The organism is Cyanobium sp. Tous-M-B4, from assembly GCF_024345395.1.
GTDB lineage: Bacteria > Cyanobacteriota > Cyanobacteriia > PCC-6307 > Cyanobiaceae > Cyanobium_A.
In genome coordinates this window covers 84,805-101,712 of record NZ_JAGQBA010000007.1, presented here as the reverse complement: position 1 = coordinate 101,712, position 16,908 = coordinate 84,805, and the positions used below count along the sequence as shown (strand labels likewise).

The window sequence follows — 16,908 nt, the reverse complement described above, 5'->3', positions numbered from 1 at the left end:
GCAGGAACGAAACGACGACTCAGACGCGACGGCGCTTGGAGCGACGGCAACCGTTGTGGGGAAGGGGAGTCACGTCGCGGATCAGGGTGATTTCAAGGCCGGCCACCTGTAGGGCTCGGATTGCGGTTTCGCGGCCTGAACCAGGACCCCTTACCAGGACTTCGATCTGGCGCATGCCCTGCTCGAGGGCCCGACGGGCGGCGGCTTCAGCTGCGGTTTGGGCGGCAAAGGGCGTGCCCTTACGGGCTCCTTTGAAGCCGCTGGCCCCGGCCGAACTCCAGGAGATGACCTCTCCGGCCGTGTCAGTGATCGACACGATCGTGTTGTTGAAGGTGCTCTGAATGTGGGCAACGCCGTTGGGGACGTTGCGCTTCGTTTTCTTGGCGCCGGATTTTTTGGCTGGCTTTGCCATGGCGGAAAGGCCTGCTGGTGCAGGAGGTGATCAGGGGAACGTCGGGGGGCACCCTGGTGACGCCGGTCGCTTACGCAGTTGGCGGCAGGGTGGGAGCAGGTGAAGGAAGGGGAGGCCTTACTTCTTCTTGCCGGCCACGGTTTTGCGAGCACCACGCCGGGTGCGCGCATTGGTGCGTGTGCGCTGGCCACGCACGGGCAGACCCATGCGATGGCGGCGACCGCGTACGCAGCCGATGTCTTGGAGGCGCTTGAGGGCCATGCCCTCTTGACGGCGCAGGTCGCCTTCGAGGGTGAAGGTTTCTGCAGCACCGCGCAACTTCTGTACGTCGGCGTCGCTGAGGTCTTTTACCCGGATGTCTGGGCTGACACCGGATTTGGCCAGAATCTTCTGGGCACGGGTAAGACCGATGCCATACACGTAGGTGAGGGCAATCTCAACGCGCTTTTCGCGTGGGATATCAACGCCGGCAATCCGAGCCACGTAGGAATTCGATGAGGGGGCAAGGGGCTCCGCCTGAGCGGAGCGGGGAAATGATGCACAGCTGGCCCCCAAGGGGGCGGGCTAGGGCTGGTCAGCCTTGGCGCTGTTTGTGCTTGGGGTTGGTGCAGATCACCATCACCCGGCCGTGGCGACGAATCACCCGGCATTTGTCGCACATTCTCTTGACCGAGGCACGCACCTTCATGGGAGTTGTGCTCTCCTAATTTGCAAACCGACAACCTACCACACGGGTCAACACCCTTCAGTGATTCAGCCGAGCAGGGCGGCGATCCGTTCGGCGATCGCATCGACGCTGCCATTGGCCTCAATGGATTGGAGCAAGTCAAGCTGCTGATAGTGGTGAATCAGGGGTGCGGTCTGTTCCCGATAGACGTCTAGTCGGTGGCGAATCACGCTTTCGTTGTCGTCAGAGCGCCCACGGCTCAGGAGCCTTTGGATCAAGACGGCGTCGTCGAGCTCCATCAGCACCACCAGCTCGATCGGTTGCTGCAGCTCATCGAGCAACAGCCCCAGAGCCTCTGCTTGAGCGAGGTTGCGGGGGAAGCCATCCAATAACCAGCCGCCGCCACCGCTGGCGGCCAGCGCCTCCAGTCGGCCACGCACGATCGCCAGCACCAGCGCATCGCTCACAAGCTCACCACGGGCCATCACCGCCTCGGCTTCCTTGCCCAGATCGCTGCCAGCAGCTACCTCAGCCCTCAGCAGGTCTCCCGTAGAGAGGTGCAGCAGCTGGCGATCGGCGGCCAGTTGCTGGGCTTGGGTGCCCTTACCAGCGCCGGGGGGGCCAAGGAAGAGGAGACGTTGCTTCATCGCTGAACTTTCGAGTTGGAGGAAGGGGTGGCTGCGAGGCCCGCAGGCAAGGGGCTGGTGGTCACTGCCGCACCATGCCCTCGTAGCGCTGGGAGATCACGTAGGTCTGCACCTGTTTGGCTGTGTCGATCGCAACGCCCACAAGAATCAGTAGGGAGGTGGCCCCGAGCCCCTGGAAGGTGCGCACCTGGGTGGCCCCTTCCACTGCTGAGGGGATGATCGCAACGGCGCCGAGGAACAGGCCGCCGAGCAGGGTAAGTCGGTTTTGCACGCCGCTCAGATAGCTGGCAGTGGCAGAGCCGGGCCGCACGCCAGGGATCGCAACCCCACTGCGTTTGAGGTTGGTGGCGATGTCCACCGGGTTCACGGTGAGTGAGGCGTAGAAGAAGCCGAAGCCGCAGATCAGGCCGAAGAACACCAAGGCGTACAGCCAGGGGGTGCTGCTGTTGGGGTTGAGGTATCCCGCCAACTTGATCAGCCAAGGGTTGCGGGTCAGGTTGGCAATGGTGAGCGGCAGAAACACCACTGCCGAGGCAAAAATGATCGGCATCACGCCGCCGGCGTTGAGCTTCAGCGGCAGGTAGCTCTGACGTGCTGCAAGCACCCCTGCCCCGCCCACTTGGCGCTTGGCGCTCACAATTGGGATGCGGCGGTTGCCTTCCTGTACAAAGATGATCCCCACGATCGTCAACAGGAAAACCAGCACCAGGACTACGATTCCGCCAACTGTGCTGCGGTCACCGCTTTGGGCCAGCTCGATCGTTGATCCCAGGGCCTTGGGCAGGGTGGCCACGATGTTGACGAAGATCACGAGCGAGGCGCCTTGACCGATGCCCCGCTCGGTGATTACCTCGCTGATCCACATCACCACCATGGAGCCGGTCACCAGGGCGAGGGCCGTCTGGATTACAAACACCGGCTCCGATAGGCCCTCTGTGGCGTATTGCCGCAGGATCAGGGCAAAGACCAGGCTCTGCAGGATGCCCCAGCCCAGAGCCACGTAGCGGGTGATCTGGGCGATCTTGCGCCGACCGGCCTCGCCCTCATTCTTCTGGAGGTCCTCCAGTTGGGGCAGGGCTGCGGTCAGCAGCTGAATGATGATCGAGGCGTTGATGAAAGGCAGGATGCCCAGAGCAAAAACGCCGAGGGTGGATAGGCCGCCCCCAGTGAAGATGTCCAGGAACCCGATCAGCTGACCGCCCTGGGAGAGGAACTGCTGAAAGGCCACCCGGTCGATGCCTGGCATCGGGATGTAGATGCCCAGCCGGACCAGCAGCAGCAGGCCGAGGGTGGTTAGCACCCGGTCGCGTAGTCCCTTCGACTGGATCAGTTGGCTGAGGATTTCCCCGGCACTTGGGTTGCGACCCCGGCTAACAAGCATGGCGGCGTGTGATGGACATGAAAAAACCGCCCATCAAGACCCGTGGCGTGCCCGGGGCTCGACTGGACGGCTCAGACCTTAGGGCGGAGGCCCGCAAGGCGATCAGATGACTTCGCAGCTGCCACCGGCAGCTTCGATCTTGGTGCGGGCGCTGGCAGTAAATGCGGCGGCCTGCACGGTGAGCTTGACGGAGAGTTCACCGTTGCCAAGCACCTTGAGGGGATGCTTGGGGCTGGTCACGAGACCTTCCTTCACCAGGGAATCGAGGCTGATAGTGCTGCCGGCTTTGCAGTCGGCGAGCTTGGCCACGTTGATGATCGTGAACTCCTTTTGGTTGACCAGCTCAAAGTGCTTGAGCTTGGGGATGCGGCGGTAGAGAGGCATTTGGCCACCTTCGAAGCCAGGACGGGTCGGACGACCCGAGCGGGACTTCTGGCCGCGCATGCCGAAACCGCAGCTGGCGCCCTGGCCTGCCGCAATGCCGCGACCCTTGCGGAGCTTGCGGCGCCGGGCGCCAGCGTTGGGTTTTAGGGACTGGAGATTTAACGTCATGGCGAGGCCTTAGGAGTAGATCTGCTCAAGGGAGATGCCCCGCTCCTTGGCGGTCTCCTTGTGGGTGCGAAGGCCGGCCAAAGCCTCCATCGCAGCGCGGGCATTGTTGAGGGGGGTCTTGGATCCGAGGCGCTTGGCCAGCACATTTTTGATGCCGGCCAGTTCAAGCACCGTGCGGATCGAGCCGCCCGCAATCACCCCGGTTCCGGGCGCTGCCGGGCGGATCAGCACGCTGGCGGCACCGTCGCGGCCGTTGCTGAGGGTGGGGATGGAACTGTGACGGGTTAGGGGCACCTTGACCAGGTGCTTCTTGCCATCGGCTACGCCCTTGCGGACTGCGCCGATCACGTCGCCGGCCTTGCCGACGCCCACACCTACTTGGCCCTTCTCGTTGCCAACGACAACGATGGCCCGGAAGCTCATCTTCTTGCCGCCTTTAACGGTCTTGGAGACGCGGCGGATTTGCACCACCCGCTCCTGCCATTCGGAGTCGCGCTCCTGGCCGCGACGGTTGTCGCGCCCGCGGCCGCCACCGCGACGGCTATCGCCGCCTCGGCCTTCAGCCCGACCACCGCGGCGATCCTGCTGGCCTTCGGCAGCAGCAGGTACATCCGACGCGGCCGGGATGTCGTTGGACTGAACTTGATCGTTGGTTTCGGTCATGGTGAGAGCAGGGATCAGAACTGAAGGCCCGCTTCCCGGGCGGCGTCAGCCAGGGCCTTGACCCGGCCGTGGTACAGGTTGCCGCCTCGATCGAAGACCACCTGCTGGATGCCCTGGGCGAGCGCCCGTTTGGCTACCAGCTCGCCTACCGCCACGGAGGCATCACAGGTAGAGCTGGCGTCGAGGTTGGTGCGCAGGTCCTTGTCGAGGGTCGAAGCCGCACAGAGGGTGTTCTGGGCGTCGTCGTCGATGACTTGGGCGTAGATGTGGTTGTTGGAGCGGAACACGGCCAACCGGGGGCGGGAGGACGTGCCAGTGAGCTGACGACGCAGGCGGCGGTGACGCTTCTGGGTCTGCTGTTTGCGGGAGATGGATGACATTGCGATACAGGGTAACGACGCTCAGGCAGACCTCATTTCTTACCGGTCTTACCGGCCTTGCGCAGGATGCGCTCACCCTCGTACTTGATGCCCTTGCCCTTGTAAGGCTCAGGTGGACGAATGGCACGCACCTTGGCAGCTTCGTTGCCCACCAATTCCTTGTTGGCACCTGAGACAAACACGGTGGTGTTTCCCTCTACGGCGAAGGTGACGCCCTCGGGGGGCACCATCTCCACTTGGTGGCTGTAGCCAGCTGAGACCACAAGCTTTGTGCCTTGGACGGCGGCGCGGTAGCCCACGCCAATGATTTCCAGCTTGCGGGTGTATCCCTGGCTGACGCCTTCCACCATGTTGGCGACAAGCGTGCGGCAGAGACCGTGGCGCTCGCGGGAGCGACGGGTTTCGCTGCTGGGGCTCACCACCAGGGTGTTGCCGTCCTGGGAGATCTGCACCCCTTCGGGCAGGGTGCGGCTGAGTTCGCCCTTAGGCCCCTTCACGGTGACTGCCAAGCCATTGAGGCTGACACTCACCTTGTCGGGGAGGGGAATCGGCGCTTTACCAATACGAGACATGGATCAATCTCCCAGATTCAGTAGACGTAGCAAAGCACTTCGCCACCGACGCCCTGCTTACGGGCATCGCGGTCGCTCATCACCCCTTTCGACGTAGAGATGATGGCAACTCCCAGGCCGCCCAAAACTTTGGGCAGCTGGCGATTGTTCTTGTAGATGCGCAGGCCTGGCTTGCTGACTCGCTGTACAGAGCGAATCGTGGGCTGGCGATGCTTGCCGCTGTACTTGAGCTCAAGCACCAAGTGCTTCATGACGCCTTCACCTTCTTCGGTGATTGCGGCAATGAAGCCTTCCTGCTGCAGCACATTGGCGACGTTACGCACCAGTCGGGATGCAGGAATCTTGGTGGTCTCGTGGCGCTTCTCACTCGCATTGCGAATGCGGGTGAGCATGTCTGAAATTGGGTCGTGATTGGCCATGGTCGGGTCCGAAGAGGGCTCAGTTGCTGCGGAACGGCATTCCCATCTCGCGGAGGAGGGCCCTGCCCTCTTCGTCGTTACGGGCGTTGGTCACAATCGTGACGTCCATCCCCCGGATCGCATCGATTTTGTCGAAGGAGATCTCAGGGAAAATGATTTGTTCGCGGATCCCCAGGGTGTAATTCCCCCGGCCGTCAAAGCTCTTGGGGCTCACACCGCGGAAGTCGCGGATGCGGGGCAGAGCAAGATTGATCAGGCGCTCCAGGAAGGCATACATCCGCTCACCACGCAGGGTGACGGCGACACCGATTGGCATCCCCTGGCGAATTTTGAAGCCAGCGATTGCCTTTTTGGCTCGAGTCACCACCACTTTTTGGCCAGTGATTGTAGCCAGTTCGGTGATTGAGGCCTCGAGGGCTTTGGCATTCTGGGCGGCTTCACCGAGGCCCCTGTTGATGGTGACTTTCACCACCTTGGGAACTTCGTGAATATTGGAGAGATTCAGGTCCTTGAGGAGTATGGGCTGAATCGACTCCCGGTAGCGCTTTTTCAGTGACATGACGGGGAGAGGGGGGTGCGCTTCTGGTCTGGGTCAGAAGGCTGACAGGGACTGGAGTTGAAGTTGGCGGGGCCTGTGCGAGCGATCGCAAGGCACGCTTCTGGAGCTCAATCGAGGATTTCTCCTGTCTTCTTGAGGCGACGCTTTTTAGTGCCGTCTTTCTCCACCACGATTTCGACGCGGCTTGCCACCTGTTTTGAGCTGGAGTAGAGCATCACATTCGAGGCATGCACAGAGGCTTCCTCGGTGACGATGCGGCCACTCTCGCCTTCCTGGGTTGGCTTGACGTGGCGGGTGCGCAGGTTTACTCCTTGCACTACGACACGATTTTCATAGGGAAGGGTGCGTAGCACCTCTCCGGTTTTGCCCTTGTCCTTGCCGGAGATCAGCTGGACGGTGTCACCCTTTTTGAGGCGCATCTTGATGCGCTCAGCGGGTTTTGCCTTGGGAGTTGCGGTCGCCATTTCAGATGACCTCCGGGGCGAGGGAAACGATCTTGGTGAAGTTGCGCTCGCGCAGTTCACGGGCAACCGGGCCGAAGACTCGGGTTCCCTTGGGGTTGTTGTCGTTACCCAAGATCACGGCTGCGTTGTCGTCAAACCGGATTGAATTGCCGGTGTCACGGCGCAGGGTGGCTTTGGTGCGCACCACTACGGCCTTGACCACATCCGATTTTTTCACGCCCATATTGGGCATGGCATCTTTGACGGCTGCCACGATCACGTCGCCAACGTGGGCGTAGCGACGGTTGGTGCCGAGCACCCGGATGCATTGGATGCGCTTGGCGCCGCTGTTATCAGCGACGTTTAAATAGGTTTCTTGTTGGATCATTAGGAGTTCTCCTCAACCGGCGGTGCTGTTGGTGAGAACTTCGGCCACGGTCCAGCGCTTGGTGCGACTGAGCGGGCGGGTCTCGGTGATGCGAACCCGGTCACCCACTTTGCAGCTGTTCGCTTCATCGTGGGCTTTGTAACGGGTGGTGCGGCTGACCGTCTTTTGATAGATGGGATGGGGGAAGCGGTTTTCCACCGCCACCACCACCGTTTTGTCCATCTTGTCGCTGACGACGGTGCCGACCCTTTCCTTGAGTGCCATGGGGATCGAGGGGGTATCAGGAGGCTGAAGCAGCCGTGGCGGCGGAGCGTTGCTGCTCCTGCTGCACCGTCATCAGGTGGGCCAGCTTGATGCGAGCCTGCTTGAAGCGGTGAGTATTTTCCAGCCGGCGGGTGGCTTGCTGGAAGCGCAACTCAAACAGTTCACGCCGGGTGGCGTTGACCTGTTCGTTGATCTGTTCACCGGTGAGCTTGCGCACCTCGGCGATGTTGGGTTTTGCCATCGGTCAGGCCTCCACTGGGGCTGCATTTTCCTGATCCGCCAGGCTCAGGAATTTGGTCTTGAGGGGAAGCTTGAACTGCGCCAGGCGCATGGCTTCCTTGGCGATCTCGGGGGTGATTTCAGCACCACCCATTTCAAACAGAATGCGCCCCGGTTTGATAACGGCCACCCAGAATTCCGGGTTGCCCTTACCGGAACCCATACGGGTTTCGGCGGCGCGCATCGTGACTGGTTTGTCAGGGAAGATCCGGATCCAGATTTTGCCGCCGCGTTTGACGTGGCGGGTCATGGCTCGGCGGCTGGCTTCAATCTGGCGGGAGGTGATCCAGCCACATTCCTGGGCCTGCAGTGCAAACTCTCCGAAGGCAATCGTGTTGCCCCGGGTAGCGACACCGCGCATGCGGCCTCGCTGTTGTTTGCGGAATTTGACGCGTCTTGGACTCAGCATGATTCAGGGCTCCGGATCACTCTTTGTTAGAGCGGTCTTCAAACTGTTGCGGCTGCCGGCTGGTCCGGCGGCGGGGCGCAGCACCCACGGGCAGCTGCTCTTTCTGGCCAGGCAGCACCTCGCCTTTGAAAATCCACACCTTGATGCCCAGCACTCCGTAGGTGGTGCTGGCCAGCTTGGTTGCGTAGTCGATGTCGGCACGCAGGGTGTGCAGGGGCACGCGACCTTCCCGGGTCCATTCGGTCCGGGCGATCTCGGCGCCATTGAGGCGGCCGGCCACCATGATTTTCAGGCCGAGCACGCCAGCCCGCTGGGCCCGTTGCACGGCCATGCGGATGACGCGGCGGAAGGCAACGCGCTTTTCCAGTTGCTGAGCGATGTATTCGGCCAGCAAGAACGAGTCGGCATCGACTCGCTCTACCTCCACCACGTTGATGCGAACCTGACGGTTGGCATCACCGAGAGTTTTCTGAATGCCAGTACGCAGCTCCTCAATGCCGCTGCCCTGACGGCCAACGAGCACGCCGGGGCGGGCGGTCTTGAGTTCAACTTCCAGTTGATCGGCCTTGCGAGCAATCAGCACGTCGCTGATGCCTGCGGCTCCGTACTTCTTGTGGACGAACTTGCGAATGCGGTCGTCTTCTTGAAGCAGGATTGGATAGGTCTTGCTGGGGGCGTACCAACGCGAGCGGTGATCCTGGGTAATCCCCAGGCGCAGGCCGGTTGGATGGATCTTGTGTCCCATCTTTCGGTGTCCTCGGGGGTTAGGTGGAAGGAGCCACAGCAATGCTGATGTGGCAGGTTTGTTTTTTGATCGCGTAGGCACGACCCTGGGCGCGGGGGCGGAAGCGCTTCAGGCAGGGACCCATGTCGGCGATCGCTGAAGCGATCACCAATGTCGAGGGGTCTAGGCCGAGATTGTTTTCGGCGTTAGCGACAGCCGAGCGCAACACCTTGGTGATGGGGCCGGTGGAGCGGTAAGGCATGAACTCGAGCATGATCAGGGCCTCGCGATAGCTGCGGCCACGGATCTGGTCGAGAACTCGTCGCACCTTGGATACGGAACCGCGGATGAAGCGGCCGTGGGCGAGAGCCTGGTTGGAAGGTGTGTTTGCCATAGCGTCAGCGGCCTCCTTTCTTATCCTTGATGTGGCCCCGGAAGGTGCGGGTGGGGGCAAATTCCCCGAGTTTGTGGCCCACCATCTGCTCCGTCACGTAGACGGGAACATGGGATTTGCCGTTGTGAACAGCAATGGTGTGGCCGATCATCATCGGCAGGATGGTGGAAGCACGAGACCAGGTTTTGATCACGGACTTGTCATCTGCGCCGTTTTGCTTTTCAACCTTGCGGAGCAGGCTGTCGGCAACAAACGGTCCTTTTTTGAGCGAACGTCCCATGGTGGATTAAGCGAACAGCAAAGCGGTGTTGATCATCAGGAATCGCGTCCGCCACGGCTCCGTTTGGAGGTACGGCGACGTTTCCGGAGCACAAACCGATTGCTGGGTTTGTTCCGCTTACGGGTTTTGTAGCCAAGGGCAGGTTTGCCCCAGGGGGTGACCGGACCGGAACGTCCGATCGGGGCGCGGCCCTCACCACCACCGTGAGGGTGGTCGCAGGGGTTCATCACCGAACCACGCACTTCAGGCCGGCGACCAAGCCAGCGCTTGCGACCAGCCTTGCCCAGGCTGGTATTGCGGACTTCGGAGTTGCCAACTTCACCGAGGGTGGCGTAGCACTCGCGGCGCACAAGGCGTACTTCGGTTGAAGGCAGCTTGAGGGCTACGTAGTCGCCCTCTTTGGCAACCACCTGGGCACTGGCACCAGCAGTGCGGACCATCTGGCCGCCCCGACCGGCATAGAGCTCAACGTTGTGGACGCTGGAGCCGAGGGGGATGGCAGATAGAGGCAGGGCATTCCCCGTTTCAATCGGCGACTCGGGTCCGGAGATCACCTGCTGTCCGATCTCAATGCCAGCCGGAGCAAGGATGTAGCGCTTCTCGCCATCGGCGTAGAAGAGCAGGGCTAGGCGGGCGTTGCGGTGCGGGTCGTAGTGGATGGCCGCAACTTTGGCGACGACTCCTAGCTTGTCGCGGCGGAAGTCGACGATGCGGTAGAGGCGCTTGTGACCACCGCCGCGGTGGCGGCAGGTGATCACGCCGCGGTTGTTGCGGCCTTTGCGGCGGTGTTTGGCGACCACCAGGCCTCGCTCCCGTTCGCGGCCAGTTACTTCGGAGAAGTCGCTGGCGACACGGGTACGGGTGCCGGGGGTGATGGGTCGGTATTTACGGATAGCCATTTCTTTTCAGACCCCTCAGGACTCAGGGAACAGCTGGATGGCATTGCCTTCGGCGAGGCGCACCACTGCTTTCTTCACTTGGGCACGTTTGCCGGCGAAGCGGCCCACCCGCCTGGAGCGGCGAGGGGGATTCATGGTGCTGATGCCGATGACTTTGACGTCGAACAGCTGTTCAACGGCAGCCTTGATGTCGGGTTTTGCAGCCCGATGGTCCACCTCAAAGGTGTACTGGTTCTGCTCGAGGGCCCGGGTGGCCTTCTCGGTGATCAGCGGCCGACGGATCACATCCGCAAGCCGGCTCGAAAAACGTTCAGCCATCGCCGTAGACCTCCTGAATCTTCGCGAGTGCTTCCTCGCTCACCACCAACTTGTTGGCGTGGAGCAAATCAAACACATTGAGCTGATCCGCAGCGATCAGCTTGACCTTCTCGAGGTTGCGCACCGAGCGGCGCACGGCCTCGGAGGCTCCGTCGAGCACCACCAGCACCTTGGTGCCGGCTTCGATACCAAGCCGGCCGAGGCCGGCGGTGATTTCCTTGGTTTTGGGGGTATCGAGCCCAACGCCAAAGCCCTTGACCACGGTGATGTCGTTGATGCGACTCATCAACGCGGTGCGCAGGGCCAGGCGCCGCTCCTTGCGGTTCATCGCCAGGGTGTAGCTGCGGGGCTTGGGACCAAACACCACACCACCGCCGGGGCGGAGGGGGGTCCGAATCGAGCCTTGGCGGGCCCGACCTGTGCCCTTTTGCTTGTAGGGCTTGCGGCCGCCACCAGCTACTTCAGCGCGTGTAAGCGTGCTGGCTGTGCCCTGACGGGCGTTGGCCAGCTGACGCACCACGGCGCGATGCACCAAGTCCGTGGCAGACGATTCCTTAGCGACTTTGAGTTCAAGGGCAGCCTTGCCGGCCTCCTTGCCTTGCCAGTCGCGAATTACACAATTAGCCATTGGTTTTCTCCTCAGTTCCCGGCTTTCGCGCCCACCCGGTTCGCCGGGCGGATGTTGAGCAGGGCGCCAGGCTTGCCGGGCACCGAACCCTTCACTACCAGCAAGTTGCGCTCTACATCCACTTTGAGGATGACGAGGCCGCGGGTGGTGATTTGTTTGCCGCCGTAGCGGCCCGCCATGCGCTTGCCGGGGTAGACGCGGCCCGGCGTAGTGCCGGCGCCGATCGAGCCAGGCTCTCGGTGGTTCTTGGAACCGTGGGTCATGGGCCCCCGGCTGAAGCCGTGGCGCTTTTGGAGGCCGGAAAAGCCACGGCCCATGGTGTCGCCGCTCACATCAACCTTTTGACCAGGCTCAAAGGCCGTCACGGAGATGGAGCCACCCAGCTCAAGGCCATCCACGCTGTCGACCCGATATTCCTTCAGGTGGCGCAGGACCTCATCACCAGACTTGGCTAAGTGCCCCTTGGCCGGCTTGTTCACGAGCTTTTCGCGAATGTCGCCAAAACCAAGCTGAACAGCGTTGTAGCCGTCGGTGCTGGTGCTTTTGAGTTGGGTGATGCGGCAAGGACCCGCCTCGATCAAGGTGACCGGGATGGACTTGCCCTCGTCGTTGAAGAACTGGGACATGCCCAATTTCTTCCCAAGAATGCCGATAGACATAGGAGGGGAAACAACGCCAGCTGGACCACCGAGTGCAGTGAGCAAGGGGCTCATGCACGACGGTGAAACTGAAGCGGTCAGGATCTTGCCTGGCTCGGCCGAGGGGCCGCTCTTCGCCGCGGAAGCACGGGCTTCCATCAGCGGATTGCGATTTCCAAGGGCTAGCGAGGCTGATCTGATTCGGATCAGCGCGGCTGGGACTTATCGGAACCGGACTGGACTCAACAGACGTGAGAGCAGTGCGTTCTGGCAGTTTCCCGACGTGACCTGCAACCTTTTAAAGCTGCTGGGACCGTGCTGGCCGAGGACGATCACCACCACTGGTGATCGTGTGCCGTGATCTGGAGGCCCGGCTAGCGGTCGGGCACATATCAATGGCACAGTTGATGAACATAACCCACCACCTAACCCGTCCTGGGCTGTCAAAGTGGTGTCTAGCTAGCAATTTCCCGTAATGCCCCTGTTGCTCTCCGGTCGCGGTTTCCGCCAAGACCTTGAGCGCGCTGGTGCTCTGGCCCTATTTGCACCCCTTGAGGGTGGCGCAGAGACTCGCTTGATGCGACGGATGCGGGCTGTTGGTTATCGCGCCCAGCTCACCTCGGCGCGGGGGCTTGGTGATCCTGAGGCCTTTCTTTTGCAGTTGCACGGTGTGCGTCCGCCCCATCTGGGTCACCAGAGCGTGGGCAGGGGCGCAGCCGTGGGCGAGGTGCAGCGAGTGATGCCTCAATTGGGGGCTTTGCTCGAGGGCGCGCAGCCGATTCTGCTGTGGTTGTTGGAGGGTCAGGTTCTATCTCAAGCTGAACTGGGCTCCCTGATTGCCCTCTGCCAGCGTGAGCCCCGCCTCAAGCTTGTTGTGGAGATGGGCGGTTCCCGGGAACTGCGCTGGCAGCCCCTTGAGCAGCTGCTTGACGCCTGAGGAGGCTCTCGCCTCAGGTCGCTGGGTCAAGTTGATCTGCGGGGCTAGCAACCAGGATCTGGCTGCGATCGAAGACCTCTGCGGCATTTTTTCTCTGGCTGGGGTGCACTGCATAGATGGAGCGGTAGATGCGGCTGTGGTGGCCGCGATCCGTCGCGGGATTGATTGGGCCGAAGCCCGTGGAGCCAGCCGCCCCTGGTTGATGTTGAGCCTCAGCGATGGCGACGATCCCCATTTCCGTAAGGCTTGGTTCGACCCCGCTTGCTGCCCGCCGGCCTGCCCCCGCCCCTGTGAGCGGGTTTGTCCTGCCTTGGCCATCGGGCTTGCCGCTACTGGTGCTCCAGGGGTGTTGGCGGAGCGCTGCTACGGCTGTGGCCGCTGCCTACCTGCCTGCCCCTACGGACTGATTGAGGAGCGGAGTCATGTGCTGGCAGGAGCCGATGTGCCCCCTCTGCTGGCTCAGTTGCGCCCTGATGCGGTGGAACTGCACACTCACCCGGGTCGCGGCGTGGCCTTTGCAGAGCGGGTTGACCAGCTGAGGGCCAGTGGCGTGCAGCTGCAGCGGCTGGCGGTGAGTGCGGGTCTTGAGGGCACAGCCCAGTCGCCCGCTGCGCTGGTGGCGGATCTATGGCAGCGCTTCACTTTGTTGCGCGGCGCCGGCTTTCGTCCCCTTTGGCAGCTAGACGGCCGGCCGATGAGTGGTGATGTGGGGGCGGGAACGGCCCGTGCCGCCGTCAAGTTGGTTGCGGCCGTGCTCCCCCAGGCTCCCCCCGGCCCCGTGCAGCTGGCTGGGGGCACCAACGCCCACACGCTGCCGCAGTTGACCACCTATCCCTTGCAGCGTCGAATCGCTGGCGTCGCCTTTGGTGGCGTGGCTCGCCGGCTGTTGCAGCCCCTGCTACTTGAGGCCCAGGGGCGGGGACGCTCTTTGCTTGCCGATGCCGAGCTTTTCCCCCTTGCCCTGGGGCTGGCTCGGGAGCTTGTTAATCCCTGGCTAGAACGTACGTAGTGCCTTGCGATTCGGTGTCCAGCCCTGCTTTGATCGGCCCCCAGCGCGTCACCGACGACCTCGATCGCCTGCTGGCCCTGCTGCCTGAGGTGGTGCAGGCGGCTCTGGCGACTGCCGAGTCGCGTGAGCAGTTGCTGGAGGTTGTGCTCGATCTGGGCCGGGTGCCCGAGGCCCGCTACCCGGGCCAGGTAAGCGCCTTGGGCAATCAGCCCCTGGAGCGCGCCGACCTGGCTGCAGTGGTGGAGAGACTAGGCAGCTTCGGCGGCGACAACCGTGCCGGCATTGAGCGCACCCTGCATCGCATCAGTGCGATCCGCAACCGCACCGGCACGATCGTGGGACTCACCTGCCGGGTGGGCAGAGCAGTGTTCGGCACAGTGGCCATGGTGCGCGACCTGCTCGATGCTGGCGAGTCGCTGCTGTTGATGGGGCGCCCTGGTGTGGGCAAGACCACCGCCCTGCGCGAGATCGCCCGGGTGTTGGCCGATGACCTGGGCAAGAGGGTGGTGGTGATTGACACCAGCAATGAAATCGCCGGGGATGGCGACATTCCCCATCCCGCCATTGGCGGCGCCCGGCGCATGCAGGTAGCCCGGCCGGAGCTTCAGCACCAAGTGATGATCGAGGCCGTGGAAAACCACATGCCCGAGGTAATCGTTATTGACGAGATCGGCACCGAGCTGGAAGCCCAGGCGGCGCGCACCATTGCCGAGCGTGGCGTGATGCTCGTGGCCACGGCCCATGGCAATGCCATTGAAAACTTGATCAAAAACCCCACCCTCTCCGATTTGGTGGGTGGCATTCAGGCGGTGACGCTCGGCGATGAGGAGGCCCGTCGCCGTCGCACGCAGAAAACCGTGTTGGAGAGGGCTGCCGAGCCTACTTTCGCCATGGCGGTGGAGATGCACAGCCGCCATCGTTGGCATGTGCACAGGGATGTGGCCCGCACGGTGGACATGCTGCTGCGGGGCCAGGTTGGGCGCCCTGAGATCCGGGAACTCGACGCTGATGGGCAGCTGCAGCGGCAACAGGAGTCGGGGCCTGCCCTAGCTGCCAGGGAGGCAGTGGCGCCGCGGCCCCATGGGCGACCACGGCTGGCTGCCGCACCCTTGCCCGATTTGGAGGAAGCTGACGCGGCGTCAGAGCGACCAGCGGTTGAAGCCGCTGCAGCAATGTTGCGGGTGTATGGAGCGGGGCTCAGCCTGGGGCCGCTGGAGCAGGTGGTGCGGGCCCGTCAGTTGCCCGTGGAGCTGGTGGGCAGTGTCGAGCTGGCTGACGCGGTACTCAGCCTGCGCCAACATCTCGGCCGTGATCCCCATGTGCGCCGTCAGGCTCAGGAGCTGGGCCTGCCGATTTTGGTCCTGAAGTCGGCGGCCCCGCCCCAGCTGCAGCGCGCCCTAGAGCGGCTGCTCCAGCGTCATCGAGAGGGCCAGGTGCAAAAGGATCCAGTCGCGGTGGCTGCCTGCAGCGCCGAGGCCGATGACGCACTCGCCGGGCTGGAGGAATGCCGGCTGGCGGTTGAACAGGTTGTGTTGCCCCACGGCCAGCCCGTAGAGCTGTTGCCCCGCAGCGAGAGGGTGCGGCTGATGCAGGCGGAATTAGCTGATCGCTATCGGCTGCGCACCGCTGTGTTTGGTCGCGGTGTGGAGCAGCGACTGCGGCTATTTCCTGTCTGAGCAAGGAGCAGGCGGCGGCGGCGGTTGACGAAGGACCGGGCGCTATGGGTAACTATCTGGGTGCCGGAAATTCCGGTAGAGCCAATCCGTTAGGTTTGGTTCAAGCTCTTTCAGAGCCCCATTGGGTCGTCGCCAAGCGGTAAGGCAGCGGTTTTTGGTACCGCCATTCCTAGGTTCGAATCCTAGCGACCCAGTTTTGAACCATGTCTTTCGCTCCCGCTGCCGCGACTGGCTTTTTGGCTAGATCTGGCCCCCTGATCGTTTTTGATTTCGACGGGGTGTTGATGGATGGCATGCCGGAATACTGGTGGTCGGCCCGGGCGGCGGCGCTGCAGCTGGCTCCAGAGCTGGTGCTCCCCGAGCAGGCACCGGCAGGTTTCATCAGCTTGCGGCCCCTGATTCACAAGGGTTGGGAGATGGTGCTGATGGCAGCGGAGCTGGGACGTCCGGAGCTCAATCTGGAGGGGTTGCTGGCCGATTACGACGGGGCCTTACCTGCCGCTCTGTCTCGTTGGGGGTGGCGGCCGGAGCGGCTGCAGCGCCAGCTTGAGCAGGTCCGCAATGCCGCCATCGCCGAAGCGCCTGCTGCCTGGCTTTCCCGCCACAGGCTTTACCCGGGGGTGAAGGAGCGATTACAGCGCTTGGGGCAGGAAGGGGCCGACTGGGTGGTGCTTACCACCAAGGGCGCCGCTTTTGCGGCCAGGCTGTTGGCGGCTGCGGCTCTAGAGCCTTCCGCCCTTTATGGCCACGAGCACGGCAGCAAGCCCGAGGTGCTGCACCAGCTGCTGGATCAGGGGCGCCCGCTCTGGTTTGTCGAAGACAGACGCCCCACGCTGGCAACGGTGCGAACCGATTCCCGCTTGGCATCGGTCCGTTGTTTTTTGGTGAGTTGGGGGTACTTGGGTCCCCAGGACGCTGAGGCTTTGCCGGCTGACATCGCCTGGCTGACGCCGGAGCTATTTGCTGCCCCCCTGGCGCAATGGCCTCAGTGAGCTAGAGTACGCTCGTACTATAAGCAATTGATACGCCGGCCCGCTTTAGGGGCACTTGCTGCTTAGAGGTCGCAAGATGGCCGTCTTCGGGTTTGCCTGGAGATCGTGCCTGCGGGTCATGCCGATTTACGGCTCGCTCCCCGCCCTGCTTTGCGTCTTTGCGGCCTGTTCCTTCGCATTTGATTGCTGTTATGCCCGCTACCCCTAACTCCTCCTCCAGCTCTTCCGTGCCCCCTGCTTCCCGCGCCTCAGCCAGCTCTGCTTCGGCTTCTGCCTCTTCTGCTGCGACCACCTCGTCAGCTACTAATTCTTCAGCTACTGCCTCTTCCGCTAATAGTTCGACTGCCGATAGCCGGGCAGCAGCCGAGCGCGACAAGG

Annotated in this window: 28 protein-coding genes and 1 tRNA gene; 5 read left to right on the top strand and 24 right to left on the bottom strand. The window is 62.6% G+C overall.

Annotated elements, in window-relative coordinates:
• Positions 1-19: 19 nt before the first annotated feature.
• The 23 genes from rpsK to rplC all read right to left on the bottom strand — a co-directional run bounded on the left by rpsK (position 20) and on the right by rplC (position 11,937).
• Complete coding sequence (gene rpsK, locus KBY73_RS13755; protein ID WP_010311626.1) at positions 20-412, bottom strand: 30S ribosomal protein S11; 393 nt, start codon at positions 410-412, stop codon at positions 20-22.
• Between the two features lie 117 nt (positions 413-529).
• Positions 530-895, bottom strand: coding sequence for a 30S ribosomal protein S13 (rpsM, locus tag KBY73_RS13750; protein WP_106632398.1), 366 nt, complete (start codon positions 893-895; stop codon positions 530-532).
• 91 nt (positions 896-986) lie between these two features.
• Complete coding sequence (gene rpmJ / locus KBY73_RS13745) at positions 987-1,100, bottom strand: 50S ribosomal protein L36 (protein WP_048018126.1); 114 nt, start codon at positions 1,098-1,100, stop codon at positions 987-989.
• A 65-nt stretch (positions 1,101-1,165) separates the two neighbouring features.
• Positions 1,166-1,726, bottom strand: coding sequence for an adenylate kinase (locus KBY73_RS13740; RefSeq protein ID WP_254937635.1), 561 nt, complete (start codon positions 1,724-1,726; stop codon positions 1,166-1,168).
• 61 nt (positions 1,727-1,787) lie between these two features.
• Positions 1,788-3,107 (bottom strand): preprotein translocase subunit SecY, encoded by a 1,320-nt coding sequence (gene secY / locus KBY73_RS13735; protein WP_254937634.1) that lies wholly within the window; start codon positions 3,105-3,107, stop codon positions 1,788-1,790.
• Between the two features lie 102 nt (positions 3,108-3,209).
• Positions 3,210-3,659: a 50S ribosomal protein L15 gene (gene rplO / locus KBY73_RS13730; RefSeq protein WP_254937633.1), complete on the bottom strand. Its 450-nt coding sequence runs from the start codon at positions 3,657-3,659 to the stop codon at positions 3,210-3,212.
• Positions 3,660-3,668: 9 nt separating this feature from the next.
• Positions 3,669-4,322, bottom strand: a complete 654-nt coding sequence (gene rpsE / locus KBY73_RS13725) for a 30S ribosomal protein S5 (RefSeq protein ID WP_254937632.1) — start codon at positions 4,320-4,322, stop codon at positions 3,669-3,671.
• Positions 4,323-4,336: 14 nt separating this feature from the next.
• Positions 4,337-4,702 carry a 50S ribosomal protein L18 gene (gene rplR, locus KBY73_RS13720; RefSeq protein ID WP_254937631.1) on the bottom strand — a complete coding sequence of 122 codons (366 nt, stop codon included), beginning with the start codon at positions 4,700-4,702 and terminating at the stop codon, positions 4,337-4,339.
• Positions 4,703-4,734: 32 nt separating this feature from the next.
• A complete protein-coding gene (gene rplF, locus KBY73_RS13715; RefSeq protein ID WP_254937630.1) occupies positions 4,735-5,274 on the bottom strand; it encodes a 50S ribosomal protein L6 in 540 nt (179 codons plus the stop codon).
• 17 nt (positions 5,275-5,291) lie between these two features.
• A complete protein-coding gene (gene rpsH, locus KBY73_RS13710; RefSeq protein WP_254937629.1) occupies positions 5,292-5,693 on the bottom strand; it encodes a 30S ribosomal protein S8 in 402 nt (133 codons plus the stop codon).
• 19 nt (positions 5,694-5,712) lie between these two features.
• Positions 5,713-6,252, bottom strand: coding sequence for a 50S ribosomal protein L5 (rplE, locus tag KBY73_RS13705; RefSeq protein ID WP_254937628.1), 540 nt, complete (start codon positions 6,250-6,252; stop codon positions 5,713-5,715).
• 107 nt (positions 6,253-6,359) lie between these two features.
• A complete protein-coding gene (rplX, locus tag KBY73_RS13700) occupies positions 6,360-6,716 on the bottom strand; it encodes a 50S ribosomal protein L24 (protein ID WP_254937627.1) in 357 nt (118 codons plus the stop codon).
• A gap of 1 nt (position 6,717) precedes the next feature.
• Positions 6,718-7,083, bottom strand: a complete 366-nt coding sequence (gene rplN, locus KBY73_RS13695) for a 50S ribosomal protein L14 (protein ID WP_106632388.1) — start codon at positions 7,081-7,083, stop codon at positions 6,718-6,720.
• Positions 7,084-7,095: 12 nt separating this feature from the next.
• Entirely contained in the window at positions 7,096-7,347 is a 252-nt protein-coding gene (gene rpsQ / locus KBY73_RS13690; RefSeq protein WP_094560052.1) for a 30S ribosomal protein S17, read from the bottom strand.
• A 16-nt stretch (positions 7,348-7,363) separates the two neighbouring features.
• Complete coding sequence (gene rpmC / locus KBY73_RS13685; RefSeq protein WP_254937626.1) at positions 7,364-7,588, bottom strand: 50S ribosomal protein L29; 225 nt, start codon at positions 7,586-7,588, stop codon at positions 7,364-7,366.
• A gap of 3 nt (positions 7,589-7,591) precedes the next feature.
• The gene (gene rplP, locus KBY73_RS13680; RefSeq protein WP_254937625.1) at positions 7,592-8,035 is read right to left on the bottom strand and encodes a 50S ribosomal protein L16; all 444 of its coding nucleotides are present in this window, start codon (positions 8,033-8,035) and stop codon (positions 7,592-7,594) included.
• 16 nt (positions 8,036-8,051) lie between these two features.
• A complete protein-coding gene (gene rpsC, locus KBY73_RS13675) occupies positions 8,052-8,780 on the bottom strand; it encodes a 30S ribosomal protein S3 (RefSeq protein WP_106632385.1) in 729 nt (242 codons plus the stop codon).
• A gap of 19 nt (positions 8,781-8,799) precedes the next feature.
• On the bottom strand, positions 8,800-9,153 hold the full coding sequence (rplV, locus tag KBY73_RS13670) for a 50S ribosomal protein L22 (RefSeq protein WP_106632384.1): 354 nt from the start codon (positions 9,151-9,153) through the stop codon (positions 8,800-8,802).
• 4 nt (positions 9,154-9,157) lie between these two features.
• The gene (gene rpsS / locus KBY73_RS13665; RefSeq protein ID WP_106632383.1) at positions 9,158-9,433 is read right to left on the bottom strand and encodes a 30S ribosomal protein S19; all 276 of its coding nucleotides are present in this window, start codon (positions 9,431-9,433) and stop codon (positions 9,158-9,160) included.
• A 35-nt stretch (positions 9,434-9,468) separates the two neighbouring features.
• Positions 9,469-10,332 carry a 50S ribosomal protein L2 gene (gene rplB / locus KBY73_RS13660; protein WP_254937624.1) on the bottom strand — a complete coding sequence of 288 codons (864 nt, stop codon included), beginning with the start codon at positions 10,330-10,332 and terminating at the stop codon, positions 9,469-9,471.
• A 15-nt stretch (positions 10,333-10,347) separates the two neighbouring features.
• Complete coding sequence (locus KBY73_RS13655) at positions 10,348-10,650, bottom strand: 50S ribosomal protein L23 (RefSeq protein WP_094560045.1); 303 nt, start codon at positions 10,648-10,650, stop codon at positions 10,348-10,350.
• Entirely contained in the window at positions 10,643-11,278 is a 636-nt protein-coding gene (rplD, locus tag KBY73_RS13650; protein ID WP_106632381.1) for a 50S ribosomal protein L4, read from the bottom strand. Before rplD ends, KBY73_RS13655 begins: the two co-directional genes overlap by 8 nt.
• Positions 11,279-11,289: 11 nt before the next feature.
• Positions 11,290-11,937, bottom strand: coding sequence for a 50S ribosomal protein L3 (rplC, locus tag KBY73_RS13645; protein WP_106632380.1), 648 nt, complete (start codon positions 11,935-11,937; stop codon positions 11,290-11,292).
• A gap of 454 nt (positions 11,938-12,391) precedes the next feature.
• Between rplC and KBY73_RS13640 the strand changes: the two genes are divergently transcribed.
• The 5 genes from KBY73_RS13640 (at position 12,392) to KBY73_RS13620 (ending at position 16,530) form a co-directional block, all read left to right on the top strand.
• Complete coding sequence (locus tag KBY73_RS13640) at positions 12,392-12,853, top strand: NAD(P)H-quinone oxidoreductase subunit N (protein WP_254937623.1); 462 nt, start codon at positions 12,392-12,394, stop codon at positions 12,851-12,853.
• Complete coding sequence (locus tag KBY73_RS13635) at positions 12,831-13,862, top strand: LdpA C-terminal domain-containing domain (RefSeq protein WP_254937622.1); 1,032 nt, start codon at positions 12,831-12,833, stop codon at positions 13,860-13,862. The genes KBY73_RS13640 and KBY73_RS13635 overlap by 23 nt, the downstream gene beginning before the upstream one ends.
• A 32-nt stretch (positions 13,863-13,894) precedes the next feature.
• Complete coding sequence (locus KBY73_RS13630; RefSeq protein ID WP_254937674.1) at positions 13,895-15,538, top strand: AAA family ATPase; 1,644 nt, start codon at positions 13,895-13,897, stop codon at positions 15,536-15,538.
• 122 nt (positions 15,539-15,660) lie between these two features.
• A tRNA-Gln gene (locus KBY73_RS13625) sits at positions 15,661-15,732 on the top strand.
• 9 nt (positions 15,733-15,741) lie between these two features.
• Positions 15,742-16,530, top strand: coding sequence for an HAD family hydrolase (locus KBY73_RS13620; RefSeq protein ID WP_254937621.1), 789 nt, complete (start codon positions 15,742-15,744; stop codon positions 16,528-16,530).
• 1 nt (position 16,531) lies between these two features.
• Here the strand turns inward: KBY73_RS13620 and KBY73_RS13615 are convergent, their stop codons facing one another.
• Positions 16,532-16,906, bottom strand: coding sequence for a hypothetical protein (locus tag KBY73_RS13615; RefSeq protein WP_254937620.1), 375 nt, complete (start codon positions 16,904-16,906; stop codon positions 16,532-16,534).
• Positions 16,907-16,908: the final 2 nt, after the last annotated feature.

Coding starts and splice junctions, on each gene's coding strand:
- rplP (WP_254937625.1), bottom strand. CDS start 8,035: ATGCTGAGTCCAAGACGCGTCAAATTCCGCAAACAACAGCGAGGCCGC.
- rpsE (WP_254937632.1), bottom strand. CDS start 4,322: ATGACCGAAACCAACGATCAAGTTCAGTCCAACGACATCCCGGCCGCG.
- rpmJ (WP_048018126.1), bottom strand. CDS start 1,100: ATGAAGGTGCGTGCCTCGGTCAAGAGAATGTGCGACAAATGCCGGGTG.
- rplD (WP_106632381.1), bottom strand. CDS start 11,278: ATGGCTAATTGTGTAATTCGCGACTGGCAAGGCAAGGAGGCCGGCAAG.
- rplC (WP_106632380.1), bottom strand. CDS start 11,937: ATGTCTATCGGCATTCTTGGGAAGAAATTGGGCATGTCCCAGTTCTTC.
- rpsS (WP_106632383.1), bottom strand. CDS start 9,433: ATGGGACGTTCGCTCAAAAAAGGACCGTTTGTTGCCGACAGCCTGCTC.
- rplB (WP_254937624.1), bottom strand. CDS start 10,332: ATGGCTATCCGTAAATACCGACCCATCACCCCCGGCACCCGTACCCGT.
- secY (WP_254937634.1), bottom strand. CDS start 3,107: ATGCTTGTTAGCCGGGGTCGCAACCCAAGTGCCGGGGAAATCCTCAGC.
- rplR (WP_254937631.1), bottom strand. CDS start 4,702: ATGTCATCCATCTCCCGCAAACAGCAGACCCAGAAGCGTCACCGCCGC.
- rplF (WP_254937630.1), bottom strand. CDS start 5,274: ATGTCTCGTATTGGTAAAGCGCCGATTCCCCTCCCCGACAAGGTGAGT.
- rpsC (WP_106632385.1), bottom strand. CDS start 8,780: ATGGGACACAAGATCCATCCAACCGGCCTGCGCCTGGGGATTACCCAG.
- rpsK (WP_010311626.1), bottom strand. CDS start 412: ATGGCAAAGCCAGCCAAAAAATCCGGCGCCAAGAAAACGAAGCGCAAC.
- rpsH (WP_254937629.1), bottom strand. CDS start 5,693: ATGGCCAATCACGACCCAATTTCAGACATGCTCACCCGCATTCGCAAT.
- rplE (WP_254937628.1), bottom strand. CDS start 6,252: ATGTCACTGAAAAAGCGCTACCGGGAGTCGATTCAGCCCATACTCCTC.
- rplX (WP_254937627.1), bottom strand. CDS start 6,716: ATGGCGACCGCAACTCCCAAGGCAAAACCCGCTGAGCGCATCAAGATG.
- KBY73_RS13740 (WP_254937635.1), bottom strand. CDS start 1,726: ATGAAGCAACGTCTCCTCTTCCTTGGCCCCCCCGGCGCTGGTAAGGGC.
- rpmC (WP_254937626.1), bottom strand. CDS start 7,588: ATGGCAAAACCCAACATCGCCGAGGTGCGCAAGCTCACCGGTGAACAG.
- KBY73_RS13640 (WP_254937623.1), top strand. CDS start 12,392: ATGCCCCTGTTGCTCTCCGGTCGCGGTTTCCGCCAAGACCTTGAGCGC.
- rplO (WP_254937633.1), bottom strand. CDS start 3,659: ATGACGTTAAATCTCCAGTCCCTAAAACCCAACGCTGGCGCCCGGCGC.
- rplV (WP_106632384.1), bottom strand. CDS start 9,153: ATGGCAAACACACCTTCCAACCAGGCTCTCGCCCACGGCCGCTTCATC.
- KBY73_RS13655 (WP_094560045.1), bottom strand. CDS start 10,650: ATGGCTGAACGTTTTTCGAGCCGGCTTGCGGATGTGATCCGTCGGCCG.
- rpsQ (WP_094560052.1), bottom strand. CDS start 7,347: ATGGCACTCAAGGAAAGGGTCGGCACCGTCGTCAGCGACAAGATGGAC.
- KBY73_RS13620 (WP_254937621.1), top strand. CDS start 15,742: ATGTCTTTCGCTCCCGCTGCCGCGACTGGCTTTTTGGCTAGATCTGGC.
- rplN (WP_106632388.1), bottom strand. CDS start 7,083: ATGATCCAACAAGAAACCTATTTAAACGTCGCTGATAACAGCGGCGCC.